Here is a 20,345-nt window from a genome sequence, read left to right as displayed (position 1 = left end):
AGTAGATTGCTTTTTTGCTTTTGGAAATTTACATGAATTCGAAACCCCGTCTTTCTACATATTGGGTTACCTGTGCAGATGGACTTGAAACCTTACTCCAAGAAGAAATGGAAGGTTTAGGTATTCAAAATATTGAACGTCTACCTGGTCGATTAATTTTCCAAGGCAATTTAGAAAACGCATACCGTGTTTGCATGTGGTCACGTTTAGCTTCACGTGTACTTATGCCTATTCATACACATGAAATTGAATTTTCACATGATGCTCGTGATGTTGCAGAAGAGCTTTATGAAGGTGCAATTAGCTTCGATTGGTCGCTTATTTTTGCACCACAAAGTACCTTTGCTATTCGTTTACACGTAGAACGTGACATTAAGGTAAATACGCAATTTGCAACTTTACGTGCAAAAGATGGTGTTGTTGACTCGTTTATGGAAGCTGTGGGCAAACGTCCAAGCATCGATACAAAACAACCTGAAATTACAATGTTCATTCTTGCAGGTAAAACTGAGCATACGTATTGCCTAGATTTATCTGGTGATTCTTTACATAAACGTGGCTATCGTCGTTTTATGACAGATGCCCCGATTAAAGAAAACCTTGCAGCAGCAATTTTACATAAAGCAAAACTTGCAGAAAAAAATCCAGACATCATTCTTGACCCAATGTGCGGTTCAGGAACATTCATTATTGAATCATTATTCATTTTGACTGATCGTGCGCCTGGTTTAGTACGTCGTTTCGGCTTTAATGGTTGGAATGGTCATAACCATGAACTTTGGATGTCAATTAAAGCTGAAGCTGCTGAACGTCATGCTGCTGCGCTTGAAAAACAATTACCAAAATTCTATGCATTTGACGCAGACTGGGAAGCAGTAAAAGCAACGAAGCAAAACATTATTGCTGCGGGTTTTGAATCTATTTTAGATCAAATTCAAATTGAAGAACGTACGCTTGCAGATTGGCCTAATTTCGAAAATGAAGGCAAAGTTTCATTTGTTGTAACTAACCCTCCTTATGGTGAGCGTTTAGGTGAAAAAGCATCTAATAAAGCATTGTATTTAGGTTTATCTGCTTTATTACAAAAGCATTTCCCAAATCAATCTGCTGCCGTTATTGCATCACAAGTTGAACAAGCAGACGTTCTTGCATTCAACGATCCGCAAATTCTGCGTTTAATGAATGGTAAATTACCAATTTACATTCGTTTTGGTACTGTAAAACCTGCTCCTGTGAGCAAGCCTTTCTTAGAAGAATGGCAACCTCGTCAATTTGAAGAAATTGAAGGTGCAATGGAGTTTGCAAACCGCCTAACAAAGAACATGCAGAACCTTAAAAAATGGGCTGTAAAAGAAGGCATTTACTGCTTACGTTTATACGATGCAGATTTACCTGACTTTAATGTTGCTGTCGATTTATATGGCGATCGTTTACACGTTCAAGAATATGCACCACCAAAACAAATTGATCCTGAAAAAGCAAAACGTCGTTTCAATCTTGCTTTACTTGCAATTCGCTCTGTAACTGGTTTAGGTCGTGACGCTATTTTCATTAAAACGCGTGCTCGCCAAGAAGGTAAAACTCAGTACACAAAACAAAGTACTGCATCTAAGCGCTTTATTGTGCAAGAAGGCAAAGCTAAAATTTTAGTGAACTTAACTGACTATTTAGATACAGGTTTATTCCTCGATCATCGTCAAATGCGCTTACGTATTGCTGCTGAAGCAAAAGGCAAACACGTTTTAAACTTGTATAGCTACACATCTACAGCAAGCTTACACGCTGCTTTAGGTGGCGCTGCTAGCACTACAAGTGTCGATTTGTCGAATACATACCTAAACTGGTCTAAAGAAAACTTTGTACTAAATGGTTTAACTGTAGATCATCCAGATGAACAGCATCAATTCTTTGCAAGCGACTGTTTCGAATGGTTGAAAGAAGGTCATGAGCAATATGAATTAATCTTCATTGACCCACCTACTTTCTCTAACTCTAAAAAGTTCTACGGTACTTTTGACGTTCAACGTGACCATTTGTCATTACTTAAACGTGCAATGAACCGCTTAACAACTGACGGTACTTTATACTTCTCGAATAACTACCGCGGTTTTGAAATGGATGAAGAAATCTTAGCATTCTACGATGTTCAAGAAATTTCAAATGAAACCATTGGTCCAGACTTTAAACGTAATACAAAAATTCACCGTGCGTGGAAAATTTCTCACCCACAAAACGAGCAGAATTAATCATTAAGTTTTTGCTTTAAATAAAAAAACCGAGCCTTGGCTCGGTTTTTTTATTTTCATAAAAGTACATTTAATTGAATAAACATACTTTTGGTTAGTAACTATTTAAAAGATATCAACAAACTTTAGATTAGTTAAGTTTCAATTTCTCAAAACTTAAGTGACCTTCATTCGAATGAACAAGAATAGTGTCACCTGCAATAAAGTCCGCTGCTAAGATTTTTTGAGCAAGTGGATTTTCAATTTTCTGTTGAATTGCACGTTTCAATGGACGCGCACCATAAATTGGATCAAATCCAGCATCAATCAATAAATCAAATGCAGTGTCATCTACAGTTAAGCTTAAATCACGTTCCGCCAGACGACTGCGTAAACGATCCAACTGAATATCTGCAATGCCACGAATTTGTGATTTTTTCAACGAATGGAAAATCACTAACTCATCAATACGGTTAATAAACTCTGGACGGAAGTGTTGATTCACAGCACCCATAACTACCGCACGTACTTCATCTTCCGATGCACCATCACCCAATTCACGCACATCTTGTGAACCTAAGTTTGATGTCATTACAATTACAGTATTTCTAAAGTCCACCACACGACCTTGCGAGTCTGTTAAGCGTCCATCATCAAGTACCTGAAGTAAAATATTAAATACATCTGGATGTGCTTTTTCCACTTCGTCAAATAACACCACGCTATATGGCTTACGACGTACAGCTTCAGTTAATACACCACCTTCTTCATAACCCACATAACCCGGAGGCGCACCCACCAAACGGCTTACACTGTGCTTTTCCATAAATTCAGACATGTCGATACGAATCATTGCATCATCACTATCAAATAAGAAGTTCGCAAGTGCTTTGGTTAACTCAGTTTTACCCACACCTGTTGGCCCAAGGAATAAGAATGAACCACTTGGACGGTTCGGATCAGATAAACCTGCACGTGAACGACGTACCGCATTCGATACAGCAACAACCGCTTCACTTTGACCAACAACACGTTTATGTAAAAAGTCTTCCATTTGAAGAAGTTTTTCACGTTCGCCTTGCATCATTTTTGCTACAGGAATACCTGTTGCAGCACTTACAACTTCTGCAATTTCGTTGTCAGTCACTTTATTACGTAAAAGTTTAGGCTCAGGCTTATCTTCATTTGCCTCCTCTTCACTTAAACGTTTTTCAAGTTCAGGAATCACACCATATTGAATACGTGCCATTTCAGATAAATCATTTTCACGTTGTGCTTTTTGCAATGCAATACGTGCTTGATCTAGCTCTGCTTGAGTTTGTTGATCGCCCTGGACTAAGCGTTTTTCAGCAATCCAAATTTCCTCTAAGTCGCTATATTCTTTTTGTACTTCATCAATTTGTTTTTCAAGATGATTAATTTCAGCTTTACTGCCTGCATCTTCATCTTTTTTCACAGCTTCAAGTTGAAGCTTTAACTGAATTAAACGACGTTCAAGCTTATCTAATGGCTCTGGTTTTGAATCCAATTCCATTTTAATACGTGACGCAGCTTCATCAATTAAGTCGATGGCTTTGTCAGGCAATTGACGGTCTGTAATATAGCGATGCGACATTTTTGCAGCAGCAATAATTGCAGAGTCTAAAATTTTCACACCATGATGGACTTCATAGCGCTCTTTTAAGCCACGTAAAATTGCCACTGTATCTTCAACAGAGGGTTCATCGACCTGAACTTTTTGGAAACGACGTTCAAGTGCTGCATCTTTTTCAATATATTGACGATATTCATCAAGCGTTGTTGCACCTACACAGCGAAGCTCACCGCGTGCCAATGCAGGTTTAAGCATATTACCCGCATCCATTGCACCTTCACTCTTACCGGCACCTACAAGCGTGTGTAATTCATCAATAAATAGAATCACTTCACCATCTTGTTTCGCAAGATCATTTAAAACAGCTTTTAAGCGCTCTTCAAATTCGCCACGGAATTTTGCACCAGCAAGTAATGAACCTAAATCTAAAGATAAAACTCGCATCCCTTGTAAGCTTTCAGGCACTTCACGATTAATAATACGTTGTGCCAAACCTTCAACAATGGCAGTTTTACCTACACCCGGCTCACCAATAAGCACAGGATTGTTTTTTGTACGACGTGACAATACTTGAACAGTACGACGAATTTCATCATCACGACCAATTACAGGATCTAATTTCCCTGCAGCGGCACGCTCTGTTAAATCGATTGTGTATTTGCTGAGTGAATCACGTTGATCTTCATGATTATTGCTCATCACTTTGTCATTCCCTCTAATTTTTTCAATTGCACTACGTAAGTTATCTTTATTTACGCCAACACTTGTTAATAACGATTTAGTTAAGCTCACTTCTACAAGTGCAAGCATGACCCAATCTGTCGAAACAAACTCATCACCTGCTTTTTGTGCATAACTATCTGCTAAATTTAATATTTTTACAGCATCTGGACTTAAATGCAGATCACCTGTCGGGTTTGCCAAAGTTGGTGCATCTGTTAATGCCTGCTGTAATTTCTTTTTCAATTCAGGAAGATTCGCACCTGCTTGTTGCAATAAGCTAAGGTTAGAAGCTTCTTCCAATAACATTGCTAAAATATGAATACCATCTATAGATGTATGATCTTTACCCATAGCTAAAGATTGAGCATCTGACAAAGATTGCTGCAGGCGATTTGTAAATTTTTCAAAACGCATTCTTGTTTTACCTCACAACAAATTTTTACTTAAACCTTATATGGAGATACTTTAGAGAATTTCAAATCTTTTTTTAATATTTTTATTTATATTTTTATTTATATTTTTCAAATATTTAATTTAAAATTAAAGACAAATATTACAGTTATAATATGGGTGTTTTATTGCTTTATTTCAAGGTTAAATCTAAAAATTAATATCAAATTCACCTATTTTTTTAGTTTTCCTACTTATTTGTTCATTTTAAAATTTTATTCAAATCAAAAAAAAGACCGATTAAAAATCGATCTTTTAAAATCTTTACAAAAATTTACAATTCAGATTATTCAACTTCAATAATCTCAAAATCGTGACTAATAATTACGCCACCATCTGATAACATTTTGCTAGCCGAACAGTATTTTTCAGCCGAAAGTTCAACTGCTTTTGCGACCTGCTTCTCTTTAACTGCACGACCTGACACAACAAAATGCAAGTGAATTTTAGTAAATACAGCCGGGATTGTATCGGCACGATCTGCTTTTAACTGACATACAACATTGGTCACATCTTGGCGAGATTTCTTCAAAATAGTCACAATATCGAATGAAGCACAACCACCAAGCCCCATTAATATAAGCTCCATGGGACGTGGTCCTCGGTTTTCACCACCATATTCAGGTGAACCATCCATTACAATTGTGTGACCGCTATCCGATTTTGCCTCGAAAGCAACATTCTCTAACCAATGAACGCTTGTTTGCATTGCAAGTCCCTAAAAAAAGCTATAAATTTACAGTGTACCTGTACACTAACATAATTTGGGTTGATACGGAATTTCAGCCCTTGTGTAGCACGTTCATACTAGATCTTGTGCGATCTAATATTTATCCATTTTCGGAACTGTTAGTATGACTTCAAATTTTTCACAACTAAGCACCGATGCCCTTTCTCCGGGTCAATTGCCTGACTCAGTTAAAGCATTACTAAAACGTGCATATATTAATCGTTATCCTAAACGTACAACAATTATTGACTCGGGGTCAGAATCTAAATCTTTATACTTAATTCTTAAAGGTTCTGTATCAATCATTCTTCGTGAAGATGATGACCGTGAAATTGTTGTTGCGTATTTGAATCCTGGGGACTTTTTTGGGGAAATGGGTCTATTCGAATCAAATCCACAACGTACTGCAGAAGTTCGCACACGTGACGTTTGTGAAATTGCCGAAGTGACTTACGAAAACTTCCATGAACTTAGCAAGCAATATCCTGACTTAAGCTATGCAGTATTTGCTCAATTAGTTCGTCGCTTAAAAAATACTACACGTAAAGTAACTGACTTAGCATTTATTGATGTGTCTGGTCGTATTGCACGTTGTTTGATTGACCTTTCATCTCAGCCTGAGGCGATGATTTTACCGAATGGTCGTCAAATCCGCATTACACGTCAAGAAATTGGTCGCATTGTAGGTTGTTCACGTGAAATGGTTGGTCGTGTTCTTAAAACATTAGAAGAACAAGGCATGATCGAAACTGATGGTAAAGCAATTTTAATCTTCGATGCTTCTTTAGAAGCAGTTGAAGATGCTTATGCAGATGCTGAACAATAAGAATCTGATCTAAATAAGTTAAAAAAAGCAAATCACATGATTTGCTTTTTTTATATCTAAATTTTCTCAGATCAATATTTCATAAACTTTTTACAATGAATGATTTCAATATATAACTTGCGTCTACTCACCTAGAAGCTTAAAACTATATCTAAGTTTATTAAGAGCCATTTCACATGCAATTTCGACCACTTGCTAATACAGGTATTCTTTTACCTGAAATTTGTTTAGGCACCATGACTTTTGGTGAACAAAATACTCAAGCAGAAGCATTTCAACAACTTGATTATGCTTTAGACCGTGGTCTATATTTTTGGGATACTGCGGAAATGTATCCAGTTCCACCTAAGCCAGAAACTCAAGGTTCAACAGAACAAATTATTGGCAATTGGATTCAACAAAATAGTGGACGAGACAAGCTTTTTATTGCCTCTAAAATTGCAGGTCCTTCACAAGGTGGACGTTATATTCGTAATGGCGAAACACGCTTTAATGCATCGGATATTTCATCTGCATTAGATGGAAACTTAAAGCGCCTTCAAACAGATTATATTGACCTTTATCAATTGCATTGGCCAGAACGCCCAACAAACTTTTTTGGAAAACTCGGCTATACCAATGAAGAAGCTGAAAATACCAAAGAAGTAACAGCATTAGAAGAAACACTTTTCGCATTACAAGATGAAATTAAAAAAGGTCGTATTCGTTATATTGGTTTATCGAATGAAACACCTTGGGGAACAATGAAATTTTTACACTTAGCAGAAAAACTAGGCTTGGAAAAATTTGTAAGTGTTCAAAACCCCTATAGTTTATTAAATAGAACCTACGAAATTGGTATGTCTGAAATTGCAAAGTATGAAGGTATAGGCTTACTTGCCTACTCTCCACTTGCATTTGGCTATTTAACAGGTAAATTTCGCAACGGCGCACGCCCAGAGAATGCACGCGTAACACGCTTTTCACGTTTTAGCCGCTACACCAACCCCGAAAGTGAATGGGCAACAGAACAGTACGCACAGCTTGCAGAACAACATGGTTTAACATTAACTCAGCTTGCATTGGCATTCATTAAACAACAATTCTTTGTAAGCTCTACAATTATTGGCGCAACAAATTTAGGGCAGCTTAAAGAAAATATTGATGCTTTCGATGTCAATTTATCTGAAGATGTTCTTAAAGGAATTGAAGCTATTCACAAACAGCAACCGAACCCCGCTCCCTAAAAATAAATTAAGCACTGCTTTAATCTATTTTTAGAACAGTACAAAATTTGAATTAAAAATACAGTAACCCAAAAATAAAAAAGGATGCATAAGCATCCTTTTTACATAAAAACAATTAACGCTTAATTGCACTTTGTTGATAAATTGCTTGTGCAGCAGGCAAGTTTTCACGCATTGCCTGAATACGCTGAGCATTTGATGGGTGAGTTGATAAAAATGCCGAATTACTTCCACCTGAATGTTTCTGCATTTTTTCCCACAATGTAATAGCTGCTTGAGGTTGATAACCCGCACGCGCCATTAGCATTAAACCACCTTCATCGGCACGGCTTTCTAAACTACGTGAATATGGTAAACCCACACCAATTTGACTGCCTAACTGCGCTGCCGCTGCTGCACCTTGCCCTGCACCTGCAGCACTTAAACCAATGCCTAATGCTAAATCTGTTAAAGCTTGAGCACCAATTTTTTGCTTAGAATGCTCTTCTAAAGCATGAATCATTTCATGACCCATAATTGCCGCAATTTCAGCATCTGTAAGATTAAGCTTAGTTACAATACCAGTATAAAATACAACTTTGCCACCTGGTGCAACATAAGCATTTACTTGGTCAGACTTCAACACAGCCAATTGCCAGTTAAACTTCACCCCAGTTTGATTCATTTGATCTGCGTAAGGCTTCAAGTTCACAAAAGCAGCATTAACGCGCTTATAAACCGAAGATGATGTATCTAAAGTATTTTTTGAACGCGCTTCAGTTAAAGTTTTATTAAAACCTTCAGTTGCAACAGCATTTAAAGTTGCAGTGTTTGCACCAGCCATTTCTGCAAATGTTGCACAACCTGAAATTGTAACTACGCTAGAAGCACATAATGCCATCCACAATTTTTTATTCATTCTAATGTCTCCATCTATTTTCGCCATTATAGTGAATTGATGCAGCATGAAAAAGAATATTCAACTGCTTTTCATTATATTTCGTATTAATTTTTTATTTGAATTAAAGCATAAATTGAATAGTAAGCCAAAACACTAAACAAAGTGCATTAAGTACAAAGTAAAACTTACTTAGTGGCTTAATTTTTTGTTCTAACACAGAATTTTTTCTTTTAAAGAGCAAATATGTATTTTGAATTAAAATAATTGGAACCAATACACAAGCAATCATCACACTTAAACCTATAAACACCTGATAAAAAACCGCTTCATCAAGCTGCTGTGTTTTTATAAGCAACATCGCAATTGTAGGTGCCCCACCCATTGCAAATAAAAACGAATAGAAAATAGTGCTGCCGATATTGTTCTGCATCCTGCATGTCTCAATATTTATGAATTTTTGTATTGTAGCAATTGTTTAAAATTTGCATAGCAATACAACTTGCAACTTTAGTCGGTTATTTTACTTAGCTATAAAAAAAGCCCTGCATAATACAGGGCTTTTCGATCAATTTAATGCAATAAATTAAGCATCAAATGGATGACGAAGTACGATAGTTTCGTCACGATCTGGACCAGTAGAAACGATGTCGATTGGACATTCGATTAACTGCTCAATACGTTTAATGTAGTTGATTGCAGCTTCTGGCAATTGGTCTAAAGATTTAGCACCAAAAGTAGATTCTGTCCAACCCGGCATTGTTTCGTAAATTGGTTTTAAAGTTTCAAATGCAAGCGCATCAGAAGAACCTACACAACCAGAGTCAGCAGCTTCATAACCTACACAGATTTTAATCTCTTTTAAGCCATCTAGAACGTCTAGCTTAGTTAAGCAAATACCTGAAAGTGAGTTTACTTCTACAGAACGACGTAGAATTTCTGCATCGAACCAACCACAACGGCGTTGACGACCAGTAGAAGCACCAAACTCAGAACCTACAGTACCAAGGTGTTTACCAATTGCATCACCAACATCGTTAGCAGCATCGTAAACCAATTCTGTTGGGAATGGACCTGCACCTACACGAGTTGTGTACGCTTTAGTAATACCCAATACATAGTCAAGGTGCAATGGACCAAGACCTGAACCAGAGCTTACGCCACCAGCAGTTGTATTTGAAGAAGTTACATACGGATATGTACCGTGGTCAACATCAAGAAGTGAGCCTTGAGCACCTTCAAACATGATGTTGTCGCCCGCTTTACGGTACTTATGAAGTTCACCTGTTACATCAATCACTAATGGTGCAACAACTTCACGCCACTCATCGCAAAGCGCAAGTACGTCTTCTAATTTAACTGCTTCTACACCGTAGAATTGAGTTAATTGGAAGTTATGGTATTCAAGAAGCTCTTCTAATTGAGCTTTAAGATGATCACCACCACGAACTAAGTCAGCAACACGTACTGCACGGCGCGCAACTTTATCTTCGTAAGCTGGACCAATACCACGACCTGTAGTACCAATTTTCGCATTACCACGTTTTTTCTCACGCGCTTGGTCAAGTGCAATGTGGTTAGGCAAAATTAAAGGACAGTTTGGAGAAATACGTAGACGTTCTTTAACAGGTACGCCTTCCTGCTCTAAAATAGCCATCTCTTTAATAAGCGCTTCAGGTGAAAGTACAACACCATTACCAATTAAGCACAGTACGTTTTCACGTAAAATACCAGATGGAATGAGGTGTAATACAGTTTTCTTACCACCAACCACGAGAGTATGACCCGCATTATGTCCGCCTTGATAACGTACAACCGCAGTCGCTTGATCTGTGAGCAGGTCGACGATTTTACCTTTACCTTCGTCGCCCCATTGGGTACCAAGTACCACAACATTCTTGCCCATAATAGCCTCATTACATCATGCTGTTAAAATTGAGAACAAAACCGAATGACATGAACATTCAGTTCTGCGATTAAATTTTTTCGATTTTCCACTCACCCGCAGTATTCACCATTTGGTGAGTTGCATACGGAACAGAGTTTAAATCATCGTTACCTAACAATTGAATTACACTTAAGCCTTGTGCGCGTGCATTTTCAATTGCTGTAAGCAAATCTTTATTTGTACCTTTTGGCGCTACAACTTTTTCAATTTTCTTGAATTGACCTGCACACAGTGCATATAAGTCACAAGAGAATCCTGTTGCTGGACGCGCACGACCAAAGTGTTCGCCAATACCATCGTATCGACCACCTTGTGCTACAGGTGCGGCACGATTTGGTGCATACACTGCATACATTAAACCAGTGTGATAATGATATGAACGTAGTTCAACAACATCTATACCAATATCTAAATTTGGCCAGCGTGCCTGAATTTCAGACTTCGTTGTAAGCAATGCATCAAATGCTTGCTTAAATGCTTCATCTGCAAGAAGTTCTGCACTTAAGTTTGCTTGCAATGCATCTAGATCACTTGAGAAACGACCTAATGTATAGAAGTCTGTACCAAACTTAATGTCTTGCGTAAATTCTGCAAGCTCTGGCAATGCTTTACGCTGATATAAATCAGACAATTGATTTTCTGTTGATTTACTTAATCCTGCATGTTTTACCAAACTACGGAATAAGCCAACATGACCAATATCTAAATGAATACCACGGTCAAAACCAGCCGTTTTAAGCAAGTTCAGCATCACATCGATCATTTCAACGTCTGCATCGATACTATCTGAACCAAAAAGCTCTGCACCCAATTGTAGTGGTGCGCGTGTGGTATTAAACCCTTGTGGTTTAGTGTGTAAAACTGTTCCTGCGTAGCAGTAACGAGCAATACCTTGCACTTGATGTACATGCGCATCAATACGAGCCACTTGTGGTGTCATATCGGCACGCACACCAAGTAAACGACCAGATAGCTGATCGATCACTTTAAAAGTGGCTAAGTCTAAATCTTGATTCGATTCTGAAAGAGAAGATAGAGATTCTATGTATTCGATGAAAGGCGTGTACACCAATTGATATCCTCGAGATGCGAGGAAATCCAATGCGTCACGGCGCAAAGTTTCAATGACTTGCGCTTGCTCTGGTAATACATCAGCTACACCATCAGGTAATAACCATGTCTCTGAAATGGGCATGTTGCAAACCTAAATACTTGTAAGCGCGGAACGAATCCGCATAAAAAAATCGGGAACACACCCGATTTCTCTAAGTCTAGCACGTTAGTTTTAGCTGTGCATCGACTTTTTTAATTTTCAGCAGGAATAATTTCTATTTTAAACAAATCATAAAATTATTTAAGTTAAGCCTATATTTCAAATCAAGTTTAAGACAGTTTCAAAACTATTTAAAAATGTAAAATACCTGCTTTAAGCGCTGCTAAAAACACTTGTTTTTTCATCTTAGTAGTTACTAATTTTATACACCATCTATTTATTTCAACTTTGTGTAAAAGATTCACACAAATCTAATAAACGATTTGCATAGCCCCACTCGTTGTCATACCAAGCAAAAACCTTCGCTTGCTTACCCACCACCATTGTTTGGGTTAAATCGACAATTAATGAATATGGTGAATGATTAAAATCACTTGAAACCAAAGCTTCATCTGTGACTTGCATAATTTCTGCATAATCATAGCGTGCCGCATGTACCAAAGCATCATTCACCATTTGTGAATTAATGTCTGTTTGCGAAATAAACGTTAAATCGATGGCTGCAACATTAATCGTAGGTACACGAATAGAATAACCATCTATTCGATTTTCCATTTTAGGCATTACACGTTTAAGCGCACCCAAAGCTGAAGATGTTGTTGGAATAATATTTTGCCCCGAAGCACGCGCACGTCGCAAATCGCGATGCGCATGATCTAACACAGACTGATCTGCTGTTACGGCATGAATTTCAGTCATGAGTGCGGTATCTATACCAAAAACATCATCCAAAATTTTAACTAAAGGCACTAAAGCCTGCGTAGTACAAGAAACGCCTGAAATAATTTGGTCAGATGCTTTAACTTCATGATGATTTACACCATACACAATTGCAGCATCTACAGTATCAAATGGTGCAGCGCCAATAATCACACGCTTTGCCCCTGCTGTAAGATGCTTAGTTGCAGCTTGGCGAGAACGGAATAATCCTGTGCATTCTAAAACAACATCTATATTTAGTTTTTCCCAAGGCAATTGTTCTGGGTCTTCGCAATTATGTACCTGAACATTTAACTTCGCATTGCCTGCGGAAATTTGTAAATACGCTTGTTGATCGATATAACACAGCTCAACATTCCCCTGAAAACGACCATGAGTTGTATCGTACTTAAATAAGTGAATAAGGGTTTCTACATCTGCAACATCATTAATTGCAACAATTTCAAATGCAAAATCTTTAGGATTTTCAAACCATGCACGCAATACATTGCGTCCAATTCGACCAAATCCATTTATCGCCACTTGTTGCATGAAAAGACCCTTTACTTCATGTGAAATATTATCACTACTTCTATTATGTTAATAGATTTCGGCACATTACAGATATAAATTCTAAGTTTATTACAAGTCAGTAAAATTGATTTATAAAAAATTAAACTTTCATGCAATATAACGTAGCGAAATAACGAGAATTTTATACATTTAAAGCGTTTTCTTCATTCTTGTCTTTATCAATTTTCACAAACCTTGTATAAAACTAAGCTTTAAATAGAAATGTCACCAAAAGACCTTAAAATCATTGGTGAGACGTATATTTTCCGTTATAATTTGGCGTTTTAAAATTTTAAGCCCGCGTGTACTGTGGTGAATCATTTTTAGATGAATTTATGCAGTTACACATTAGCCAATACAAAATCTATGGAGTGACTTGGTTGTGAGTACTCGTTTTATGACATCAGCTGAAATTCGTGAAGCATTTTTGCGTTACTTTGAATCGCAAGGGCATACACGTGTCGCGTCGAGTTCACTAGTACCCGCCAACGACCCGACTTTATTATTCACAAATGCAGGTATGAACCAGTTTAAAGACTGTTTCCTTGGTTTGGAAAAACGTGATTATGTTCGCGCAACATCTTCACAAAAATGTGTACGTGCAGGCGGTAAACACAACGACTTAGATAACGTTGGTTATACAGCACGCCACCATACTTTCTTTGAAATGTTAGGTAACTTCTCGTTTGGCGATTATTTCAAACGCGATGCAATTAAATTCGCTTGGGATTTCTTAACTTCTGAGCAATGGTTAGCTCTTCCAAAAGACAAATTATATGCCACTGTTTACCACACAGATGACGAAGCTTTTGATATCTGGAACAAAGAAATTGGGCTAGATGCTTCTCGCATTATCCGTATTGGTGATAACAAAGGCGAAAAATACGCATCAGATAACTTCTGGGCAATGGGCGATACTGGTCCTTGTGGTCCTTGTTCTGAAATTTTCTTTGACCATGGCGATCATATTTGGGGTGGCTTACCAGGCACGCCTGAAGAAGATGGCGACCGTTTCATTGAAATTTGGAACAACGTATTCATGCAGTTTAACCGTACTGCTGATGGCGTATTACACCCTCTTCCAGCTCCATCTGTAGATACAGGTATGGGCTTAGAACGTATTTCTGCAGTTTTACAACACGTAAACTCGAACTACGAAATTGATCTATTCCAAAACTTACTTAAAGATGCTGCGCAAATCATTGGTTTAGATACTTCTGAACTTGAAGCAAAAGCACAAGCAGAAAATAAACCTGTTGAATACCCTGCTTCTCTTAAAGTTGTTGCTGACCATGCACGTTCATGCTGCTTCTTAATTGCAGATGGCGTAAACCCTTCTAACGAAGGTCGTGGTTATGTACTGCGTCGTATTATTCGTCGTGCAGTTCGTCATGGTAATAAACTTGGCGCTACAGGTTCATTCTTCCACAAAATGCTTCAACCATTAATTAATGTAATGGGCGCTGCATATCCTGAACTTGAAGCTCAAAAAACACGTATTGAAGCTCAACTTCTAAAAGAAGAAGAACAATTCGCTAAAACTTTAGAGCAAGGTTTGAAATTGCTTGAAGGCGAACTTGCGAATCTTAAAGGCAATGTTATTCCTGGCGAAACAGTATTTAAACTTTACGATACTTACGGTTTCCCAACAGACTTAACTGCCGATATTGCACGTGAACGTGATTTAACAATTGATGAAGCTGGTTTCGAAGTTGAAATGGCAGCTCAACGTCAACGCGCACGTGATGCTGGTAAATTCGCTATCGATTACAACTCAATTGTAAATGTAGAAGGCGAAACTCAATTTGATGGCTACGATGCAACTCAAGGTCAAGGTCAAATTGTTGCTATCTACAAAGATGGCGAACAAGTTAATGAAGTTTTCGAAGGCGACGAAGCGCTTATCGTATTAAACCAAACTCCTTTCTATGCTGAAAGCGGTGGTCAAATTGGTGATACAGGTATCTTCAAAAACGAAACAGGTATTTTTGAAGTTCAAGACACGAAAAAATCTGGTGGTGCATTTGTACACCAAGGTATCGTGACAATGGGCAACTTAAAAGCTGCTCAATCTGTAGAAGCAATTGTAAAAGCAGATTTACGTGATGCAACTGCACGCAACCACTCTGCAACTCACTTGTTACATTCTGCACTGCGTCAAGTATTGGGTGCTCATGTTCAACAAAAAGGTTCATTGGTGGCAAGCGAACTTTTACGTTTCGACTTTGCAAATGATCAACCTGTTACTTTTGAACAACTTCAAGAAATTGAACGTATTGTTAACCGCGAAGTGATTGCCAACACTGCTGTAACAACTGAACTTTTAAACATTGATGCTGCGAAAGAAAAAGGCGCAATGATGTTGTTCGGTGAAAAATATGGTGATGAAGTTCGCGTACTTTCTATGGGTTCTGTTAGCGAAGATAAGAACTTCTCTATCGAACTTTGTGGTGGTATTCACGTAAAACGTACAGGTGATATTGGTTTATTCAAAATCGCTTCTGAAGGTGGTGTTGCTGCGGGTGTTCGTCGTATTGAAGCAATTACGGGCACAAAAGCAATTGAAGCAACTCAAAAAACTGATCGTGATATTCAATCAATTAATGATTTGTTGAAAGCTCAGAAAGATCAAACTTTAGAAAAAGTTGAAAGCCTTGCTTCTACTGCATCTAGCTTGCAGAAACAAATCGAGCAATTGAATCAAAAACTTGCAAACTTCCAAGCAACTGAACTTTTAAGCCAAGTTCAAACCATTGCTGGTCGTTCGACATTAATCACAACTGTTCAAAATACAGATGCGAAATCACTTCGCAACTTACACGACGGTGTGAAATCTAAATTAGACAATGCAGTAATTGTAATTGCGGGTGTAGATGGCGACAAAGTTAGCCTAATTTCATCTGTTGCAAAAGAATTTACTGCGTCTATTAAAGCGGGTGACATCATCAAATACTTAGGTCAAGAACTAGGTGGTAAAGGTGGTGGTAAACCTGACTTGGCACAAGGTGGCGCGCCACTTAACGAGAAGTTAGAACCTGTAATGGCAAGCTTAGTTGCTTGGCTTGAAGCAAAATAACTTCACCTTTTGTGTAACTGACTCTGATAGGTAATTCAGAGTCATGGCTTTTATGGAACAACTATGGCATTAATCGTTCAAAAATATGGCGGTACCTCTATGGGTACTCCCGAGCGCATTTTAAATGTTGCTCGTCGTGTGAAGCGTTGGCACGATCATGGTCACAAAATTGTGGTTGTGGTTTCTGCAATGAGTGGCGAAACCAATCGTCTGCTTGCTTTAGCGAAGGCCATTACCGAAACCCCTGACCCACGTGAATTAGACCAAATGGTGTCTACAGGTGAACAGGTAACGATTTCCATGTTAGCGATGGCACTGAATACAATTGGTGTAAAAGCAACATCACTTACTGGTCGCCAAGTCGGTATTAAAACTGACAGCTCATATACCAAAGCTCGTATTGAAGCAATTGATACAGATGTAATGACAAGCTACTTAGACGCAGGTCAAGTGATTGTTGTTGCTGGTTTCCAAGGTTTTGATTCAAACGGCAATACAACAACTTTAGGTCGTGGTGGTTCAGATACTTCTGGTGTAGCACTTGCTGCTGCGCTTAAAGCAGATGAATGCCAAATTTACACAGATGTTGATGGTGTTTACACCACAGATCCACGTGTAGCACCAAAAGCTAAAAAAGTAGATCGTATCTCTTTTGAAGAAATGCTTGAAATGGCATCTCTTGGCTCTAAAGTTCTTCAAATTCGTTCAGTAGAATTTGCAGGCAAATACCAAGTGCCTTTACGCGTATTATCTAGTTTTGATAATGACGATGATGGCGCATTCGACGAAGACTTTAAACAAAATGTCGGAACACTAATCACGACTGAAGCGGAAGACAACATGGAACAACCAATTATCTCAGGTATCGCGTTTAACCGTGACGAAGCAAAATTAACTATTCTTGGTGTACCAGATTTACCAGGTATTGCTTCAAACATTCTTTCGCCTATTGGTGAAGCAAATGTTGAAGTCGACATGATCATACAAAATGTCGAAGAAGACGGTACAACTGACTTCACGTTTACTGTTAACCGTGGTGAATTAGCAAAAGCGAAATCAATTCTTGAAGCAACAGCAAAAGAAATTGGTGCACGTGAAGTTGCTACACGTTCAGACATCGTAAAAGTATCAATCGTAGGTGTTGGCATGCGTTCTCATGCTGGTGTTGCAAGCACAATGTTTACAGCACTTGCAAAAGAAGGCATTAATATTCTAATGATCTCTACGTCTGAAATTAAAATTTCAGTCATTATTGATGAGAAATATTTAGAACTTGCTGTACGTGCACTTCATACTGCATTTAACCTAGATCGTGAAAGCGGTGAGTCAAGCGTTCGTGCTTAATCAATTGGTATATTTAACCAAATTGTAAAATTTTATATATAGAACCGATAGAGCCCCTAGTATTTATATTAGAGGCTCTGTTATATTTAACTACAACTTAATATTTAATTTATTTTGCTTTGATGTCATATCAAAGTTTAATATGGAATATCTGTTAGAATTTAACAAGTTTTAGGGTTGTGTAATTTCCTATTTTTAACATTTGCACGTTTAGCATATTGCAAGGAGATAAACATGCTGATTCTTACCCGACGTGTCGGTGAAACATTAATGATTGGGGATCAAGTCAGTGTTACTGTTCTTGGTGTTAAGGGCAATCAAGTCCGTATCGGTGTAAATGCTCCCAAAGAAGTTTCTGTTCATCGTGAAGAGATTTATCAACGCATTCAACATGAACGTGCTATGCATGAACATCTTCAACACATCGATCAAGATTATCAACCTTCTATCGAAGAAGAAAACAACCAACAAAATAATTTTAATCGCTAAGATAATTTAATTTTGTGAGTATAAAGCGGCTACATTGCCGCTTTAAATTTGCCTAAATTTTGTATCAGTTTAGTGATTATTCATCGCTTCCAATACTTTTCGAACTGGACCAAAACTTCTACGGTGTTCATCAATAACACCATGTTGTGCAATAGCTTCAAAATGCGCTTTCGTTGGATACCCTTTGTGTTTAGCAAAACCATATTGCGGATATTTCTGGTCTAGCTCTACCATGTCATGATCACGAGTTACTTTTGCCAGAATACTAGCAGCCGAAATTTCAGCATGAAGTGCATCTCCACCAACAACAGCTTCGCAGCTCATAAGTAAACCTTTGGGTTCTTTATTTCCATCAACCAAAACATGATCTGGCTGAATATGAAGCTTTTCAACTGCTCTACGCATTGCCAATAAAGATGCTTGTAAAATATTTAATTCATCAATTTCTTTAGCACTCGATTCTGCAATTGCCCATGCCAATGCTTTTTCTTGAATCTCAACAAATAACATTTCACGTTTTTTTTCTGTTAATTTTTTAGAATCATTTAACCCTTCAATCGGATTATTTGGGTCTAAAATAACAGCCGCTGCAACCACTGAACCAACTAATGGCCCGCGCCCTGCTTCATCTGTTCCTGCAATTATTTTCATACATTTATAACCTTAAAAAAATAGGCTGAACAAGTCAGCCTAATTCATAACAAAATTTTAATTATTTTACAGATTCAGCAACACAAGCATTTATTGTTTTCGTTACTGCATTTGAAACAATTGTCGTACGTGCAGCAGGATCTAATGCAGCTGTTGCTAAATCTACAGCCGTTACACTTTGTGGTGCTTTTTCACTTACACAACCACAAATTTCAGTTTCAATGCTTTGCTTTTTCTCAGCAGTCATTAATGTAGTTGCTGTTTTCCAAGCTTGAATATTATTTAACTCAGTTGTACATTTTGCATTTACTGCAATTTTAAGCGCAGCTGCACCTAATTGTTGAGTTGTAGATGCTGCACCTGTAGTTGTTGTATCTGTTGTTGCACATGCAGATAAAATAAGTGCAAGTGGCGCAATTACAGCAATTAGCTTTTTCACAATATTGTCCTTTTTATACAAAATAAATGTCGCTCTATTTTGCCGAATTTAGTCCAAATTAGAAATGTTTAAATCATTAAAATGACCTATCTGGGTAAATTCCCAACAAACTATATCGTTCCATATTTTCAACAATGTGTTGCAAATAGATTATTCACGAATTTCTTCTAGTGCTTTAATATAATGATGCTTATAAAATAGACTCAATTTACATGAAAAATCGTTCACAATATTACACGCGAACAGCCCAAATACTGCATTGGTTAATGGCTATTATTTTTATTGCCGCATGGATTATTGGCTTCTACAGTGGTAATTTTTTAAGCTATGATGTTGATGGTAGCTTTAAAGGTACTGTCATTACATTACATAAAAATATTGCTACGGTTATTATCTTCTTAGTTGTTGTACGTATTTTCTGGCGTTATACGCACCCTGCGCCTGAACTACCAAATACCATGTCTCCCACTATGAAGCGCCTGGCTCATTTTGGACATTTAGCGCTGTATTTTATGCTACTTGCTTTACCAATTACTGGTTGCTTATTTAGTTGGAGCGCTGGGCATCCTGCACCTGTATTGTACTTATTTAATTTACCAACTTTAATTTCAGAAAACCCTGAAATTACAGCGATTGTTAAACCTTTGCGTATTTATATATCTTGGGCAGCGGGTATATTACTTGCAGGCCATATTCTTGCGGCATTAAAACATCACTTTATAGATAAAGATACTGTTTTAGTTAGCATGACAAAACAACCTAAATAGATTTCTTTACAATGATTTAGCCCAATAAAAAGCCACTTTAAAGTGGCTTTTTATACAATTATCTTTCATTCAGTGCTTTTACAACACAACCTCGTACACTGTTAGTTATTGCTTTAGATACCAATTCGTTCTTTGCTTGCTCATCAAGCAATGCATGAATGAGTTCTTTTACAGCTACATCATCTGTTGCATGCTCTGAAACACAACCACAAACTTGAGATAAACTTTTTTGCTGTTCATCTTCTGTCATAAAAATAGATGCTGTTTTCCAAACTTTTGTTGCTTGTAATTCAGTTTTACATTGATATTCAATAACAGGCTTAAGCGCTGTTTTCGTGATGATTGTAGGATGTGCTATCGCCAAATAGACAATCACAGCAATAAATACAAATAAGATCAACACGATAAATTTAAATATTTTTTTCATAGCATTTT

General features: G+C 37.6%; 17 protein-coding genes. 7 read left to right on the top strand and 10 right to left on the bottom strand.

Translation table 11 applies throughout. The features are described 5' to 3' along the window. Window positions 1-32: 32 nt before the first annotated feature. Complete coding sequence (rlmKL, locus tag MZO21_RS05375) at window positions 33-2,246, top strand: bifunctional 23S rRNA (guanine(2069)-N(7))-methyltransferase RlmK/23S rRNA (guanine(2445)-N(2))-methyltransferase RlmL (RefSeq protein WP_154772194.1); 2,214 nt, start codon at window positions 33-35, stop codon at window positions 2,244-2,246. Window positions 2,247-2,376: 130 nt separating this feature from the next. On the opposite strand, the gene clpB is transcribed toward rlmKL, so the two are convergent. After that, window positions 2,377-4,956 (bottom strand): ATP-dependent chaperone ClpB, encoded by a 2,580-nt coding sequence (gene clpB, locus MZO21_RS05370; RefSeq protein WP_154772195.1) that lies wholly within the window; start codon window positions 4,954-4,956, stop codon window positions 2,377-2,379. Between the two features lie 322 nt (window positions 4,957-5,278). Further along, window positions 5,279-5,701, bottom strand: a complete 423-nt coding sequence (locus MZO21_RS05365; protein WP_154772196.1) for an OsmC family protein — start codon at window positions 5,699-5,701, stop codon at window positions 5,279-5,281. Window positions 5,702-5,846: 145 nt separating this feature from the next. Here MZO21_RS05365 and crp point away from each other — a divergent pair, with 145 nt between their 5' ends. Both crp and MZO21_RS05355 read left to right on the top strand, forming a co-directional pair. After that, complete coding sequence (gene crp, locus MZO21_RS05360) at window positions 5,847-6,548, top strand: cAMP-activated global transcriptional regulator CRP (RefSeq protein ID WP_154772197.1); 702 nt, start codon at window positions 5,847-5,849, stop codon at window positions 6,546-6,548. Window positions 6,549-6,724: 176 nt separating this feature from the next. Then, the gene (locus tag MZO21_RS05355; RefSeq protein ID WP_154772198.1) at window positions 6,725-7,774 is read left to right on the top strand and encodes an NADP(H)-dependent aldo-keto reductase; all 1,050 of its coding nucleotides are present in this window, start codon (window positions 6,725-6,727) and stop codon (window positions 7,772-7,774) included. 115 nt (window positions 7,775-7,889) lie between these two features. On the opposite strand, the gene MZO21_RS05350 is transcribed toward MZO21_RS05355, so the two are convergent. The 5 genes from MZO21_RS05350 to MZO21_RS05330 all read right to left on the bottom strand — a co-directional run bounded on the left by MZO21_RS05350 (window position 7,890) and on the right by MZO21_RS05330 (window position 13,123). After that, the gene (locus tag MZO21_RS05350) at window positions 7,890-8,672 is read right to left on the bottom strand and encodes a M48 family metallopeptidase (RefSeq protein WP_154772199.1); all 783 of its coding nucleotides are present in this window, start codon (window positions 8,670-8,672) and stop codon (window positions 7,890-7,892) included. A gap of 103 nt (window positions 8,673-8,775) precedes the next feature. Further along, on the bottom strand, window positions 8,776-9,084 hold the full coding sequence (locus MZO21_RS05345) for a hypothetical protein (RefSeq protein ID WP_154772200.1): 309 nt from the start codon (window positions 9,082-9,084) through the stop codon (window positions 8,776-8,778). A gap of 153 nt (window positions 9,085-9,237) precedes the next feature. Next, window positions 9,238-10,557 (bottom strand): adenylosuccinate synthase, encoded by a 1,320-nt coding sequence (locus MZO21_RS05340; RefSeq protein ID WP_154772201.1) that lies wholly within the window; start codon window positions 10,555-10,557, stop codon window positions 9,238-9,240. 70 nt (window positions 10,558-10,627) lie between these two features. Further along, window positions 10,628-11,794: an ATP phosphoribosyltransferase regulatory subunit gene (locus MZO21_RS05335; protein ID WP_154772202.1), complete on the bottom strand. Its 1,167-nt coding sequence runs from the start codon at window positions 11,792-11,794 to the stop codon at window positions 10,628-10,630. Window positions 11,795-12,094: 300 nt separating this feature from the next. Further along, window positions 12,095-13,123, bottom strand: coding sequence for a type I glyceraldehyde-3-phosphate dehydrogenase (locus tag MZO21_RS05330; protein WP_154772203.1), 1,029 nt, complete (start codon window positions 13,121-13,123; stop codon window positions 12,095-12,097). A 403-nt stretch (window positions 13,124-13,526) separates the two neighbouring features. On the opposite strand from MZO21_RS05330, the gene alaS reads away from it, so the two are divergent. The 3 genes from alaS to csrA all read left to right on the top strand — a co-directional run bounded on the left by alaS (window position 13,527) and on the right by csrA (window position 18,053). Beyond that, complete coding sequence (gene alaS, locus MZO21_RS05325) at window positions 13,527-16,220, top strand: alanine--tRNA ligase (RefSeq protein WP_171501216.1); 2,694 nt, start codon at window positions 13,527-13,529, stop codon at window positions 16,218-16,220. A 63-nt stretch (window positions 16,221-16,283) separates the two neighbouring features. Beyond that, window positions 16,284-17,564 carry an aspartate kinase gene (locus MZO21_RS05320; protein ID WP_154772204.1) on the top strand — a complete coding sequence of 427 codons (1,281 nt, stop codon included), beginning with the start codon at window positions 16,284-16,286 and terminating at the stop codon, window positions 17,562-17,564. A 234-nt stretch (window positions 17,565-17,798) separates the two neighbouring features. Beyond that, a complete protein-coding gene (csrA, locus tag MZO21_RS05315; RefSeq protein ID WP_154772205.1) occupies window positions 17,799-18,053 on the top strand; it encodes a carbon storage regulator CsrA in 255 nt (84 codons plus the stop codon). Between the two features lie 69 nt (window positions 18,054-18,122). On the opposite strand, the gene rnhB is transcribed toward csrA, so the two are convergent. Both rnhB and MZO21_RS05305 read right to left on the bottom strand, forming a co-directional pair. Beyond that, the gene (gene rnhB, locus MZO21_RS05310) at window positions 18,123-18,704 is read right to left on the bottom strand and encodes a ribonuclease HII (RefSeq protein WP_154772206.1); all 582 of its coding nucleotides are present in this window, start codon (window positions 18,702-18,704) and stop codon (window positions 18,123-18,125) included. A gap of 61 nt (window positions 18,705-18,765) precedes the next feature. Next, window positions 18,766-19,143 carry a hypothetical protein gene (locus tag MZO21_RS05305; RefSeq protein ID WP_171501217.1) on the bottom strand — a complete coding sequence of 126 codons (378 nt, stop codon included), beginning with the start codon at window positions 19,141-19,143 and terminating at the stop codon, window positions 18,766-18,768. 212 nt (window positions 19,144-19,355) lie between these two features. Here MZO21_RS05305 and MZO21_RS05300 point away from each other — a divergent pair, with 212 nt between their 5' ends. Continuing rightward, complete coding sequence (locus MZO21_RS05300) at window positions 19,356-19,910, top strand: cytochrome b (RefSeq protein ID WP_248101820.1); 555 nt, start codon at window positions 19,356-19,358, stop codon at window positions 19,908-19,910. 58 nt (window positions 19,911-19,968) lie between these two features. On the opposite strand, the gene MZO21_RS05295 is transcribed toward MZO21_RS05300, so the two are convergent. Beyond that, complete coding sequence (locus MZO21_RS05295) at window positions 19,969-20,337, bottom strand: hypothetical protein (RefSeq protein ID WP_154773221.1); 369 nt, start codon at window positions 20,335-20,337, stop codon at window positions 19,969-19,971. Between the last annotated feature and the right edge of the window lie 8 nt (window positions 20,338-20,345).

Origin of the sequence: Acinetobacter portensis (assembly GCF_023158935.1) — a bacterium.
In the GTDB taxonomy this organism is placed as follows: domain Bacteria; phylum Pseudomonadota; class Gammaproteobacteria; order Pseudomonadales; family Moraxellaceae; genus Acinetobacter; species Acinetobacter faecalis.
The sequence above is the reverse complement of the archived record's forward strand: the minus strand, read 5'-3'. Positions and strand labels throughout refer to the sequence as shown.

Excerpts from the sequence above, each read along its gene's own strand:
- rlmKL (WP_154772194.1), top strand. The coding sequence starts at position 33 with ATGAATTCGAAACCCCGTCTTTCTACATATTGGGTTACCTGTGCAGAT.
- clpB (WP_154772195.1), bottom strand. The coding sequence starts at position 4,956 with ATGCGTTTTGAAAAATTTACAAATCGCCTGCAGCAATCTTTGTCAGAT.
- MZO21_RS05365 (WP_154772196.1), bottom strand. The coding sequence starts at position 5,701 with ATGCAAACAAGCGTTCATTGGTTAGAGAATGTTGCTTTCGAGGCAAAA.
- crp (WP_154772197.1), top strand. The coding sequence starts at position 5,847 with ATGACTTCAAATTTTTCACAACTAAGCACCGATGCCCTTTCTCCGGGT.
- MZO21_RS05355 (WP_154772198.1), top strand. The coding sequence starts at position 6,725 with ATGCAATTTCGACCACTTGCTAATACAGGTATTCTTTTACCTGAAATT.
- MZO21_RS05350 (WP_154772199.1), bottom strand. The coding sequence starts at position 8,672 with ATGAATAAAAAATTGTGGATGGCATTATGTGCTTCTAGCGTAGTTACA.
- MZO21_RS05345 (WP_154772200.1), bottom strand. The coding sequence starts at position 9,084 with ATGCAGAACAATATCGGCAGCACTATTTTCTATTCGTTTTTATTTGCA.
- MZO21_RS05340 (WP_154772201.1), bottom strand. The coding sequence starts at position 10,557 with ATGGGCAAGAATGTTGTGGTACTTGGTACCCAATGGGGCGACGAAGGT.
- MZO21_RS05335 (WP_154772202.1), bottom strand. The coding sequence starts at position 11,794 with ATGCCCATTTCAGAGACATGGTTATTACCTGATGGTGTAGCTGATGTA.
- MZO21_RS05330 (WP_154772203.1), bottom strand. The coding sequence starts at position 13,123 with ATGCAACAAGTGGCGATAAATGGATTTGGTCGAATTGGACGCAATGTA.
- MZO21_RS05320 (WP_154772204.1), top strand. The coding sequence starts at position 16,284 with ATGGCATTAATCGTTCAAAAATATGGCGGTACCTCTATGGGTACTCCC.
- csrA (WP_154772205.1), top strand. The coding sequence starts at position 17,799 with ATGCTGATTCTTACCCGACGTGTCGGTGAAACATTAATGATTGGGGAT.
- rnhB (WP_154772206.1), bottom strand. The coding sequence starts at position 18,704 with ATGAAAATAATTGCAGGAACAGATGAAGCAGGGCGCGGGCCATTAGTT.
- MZO21_RS05300 (WP_248101820.1), top strand. The coding sequence starts at position 19,356 with ATGAAAAATCGTTCACAATATTACACGCGAACAGCCCAAATACTGCAT.
- MZO21_RS05295 (WP_154773221.1), bottom strand. The coding sequence starts at position 20,337 with ATGAAAAAAATATTTAAATTTATCGTGTTGATCTTATTTGTATTTATT.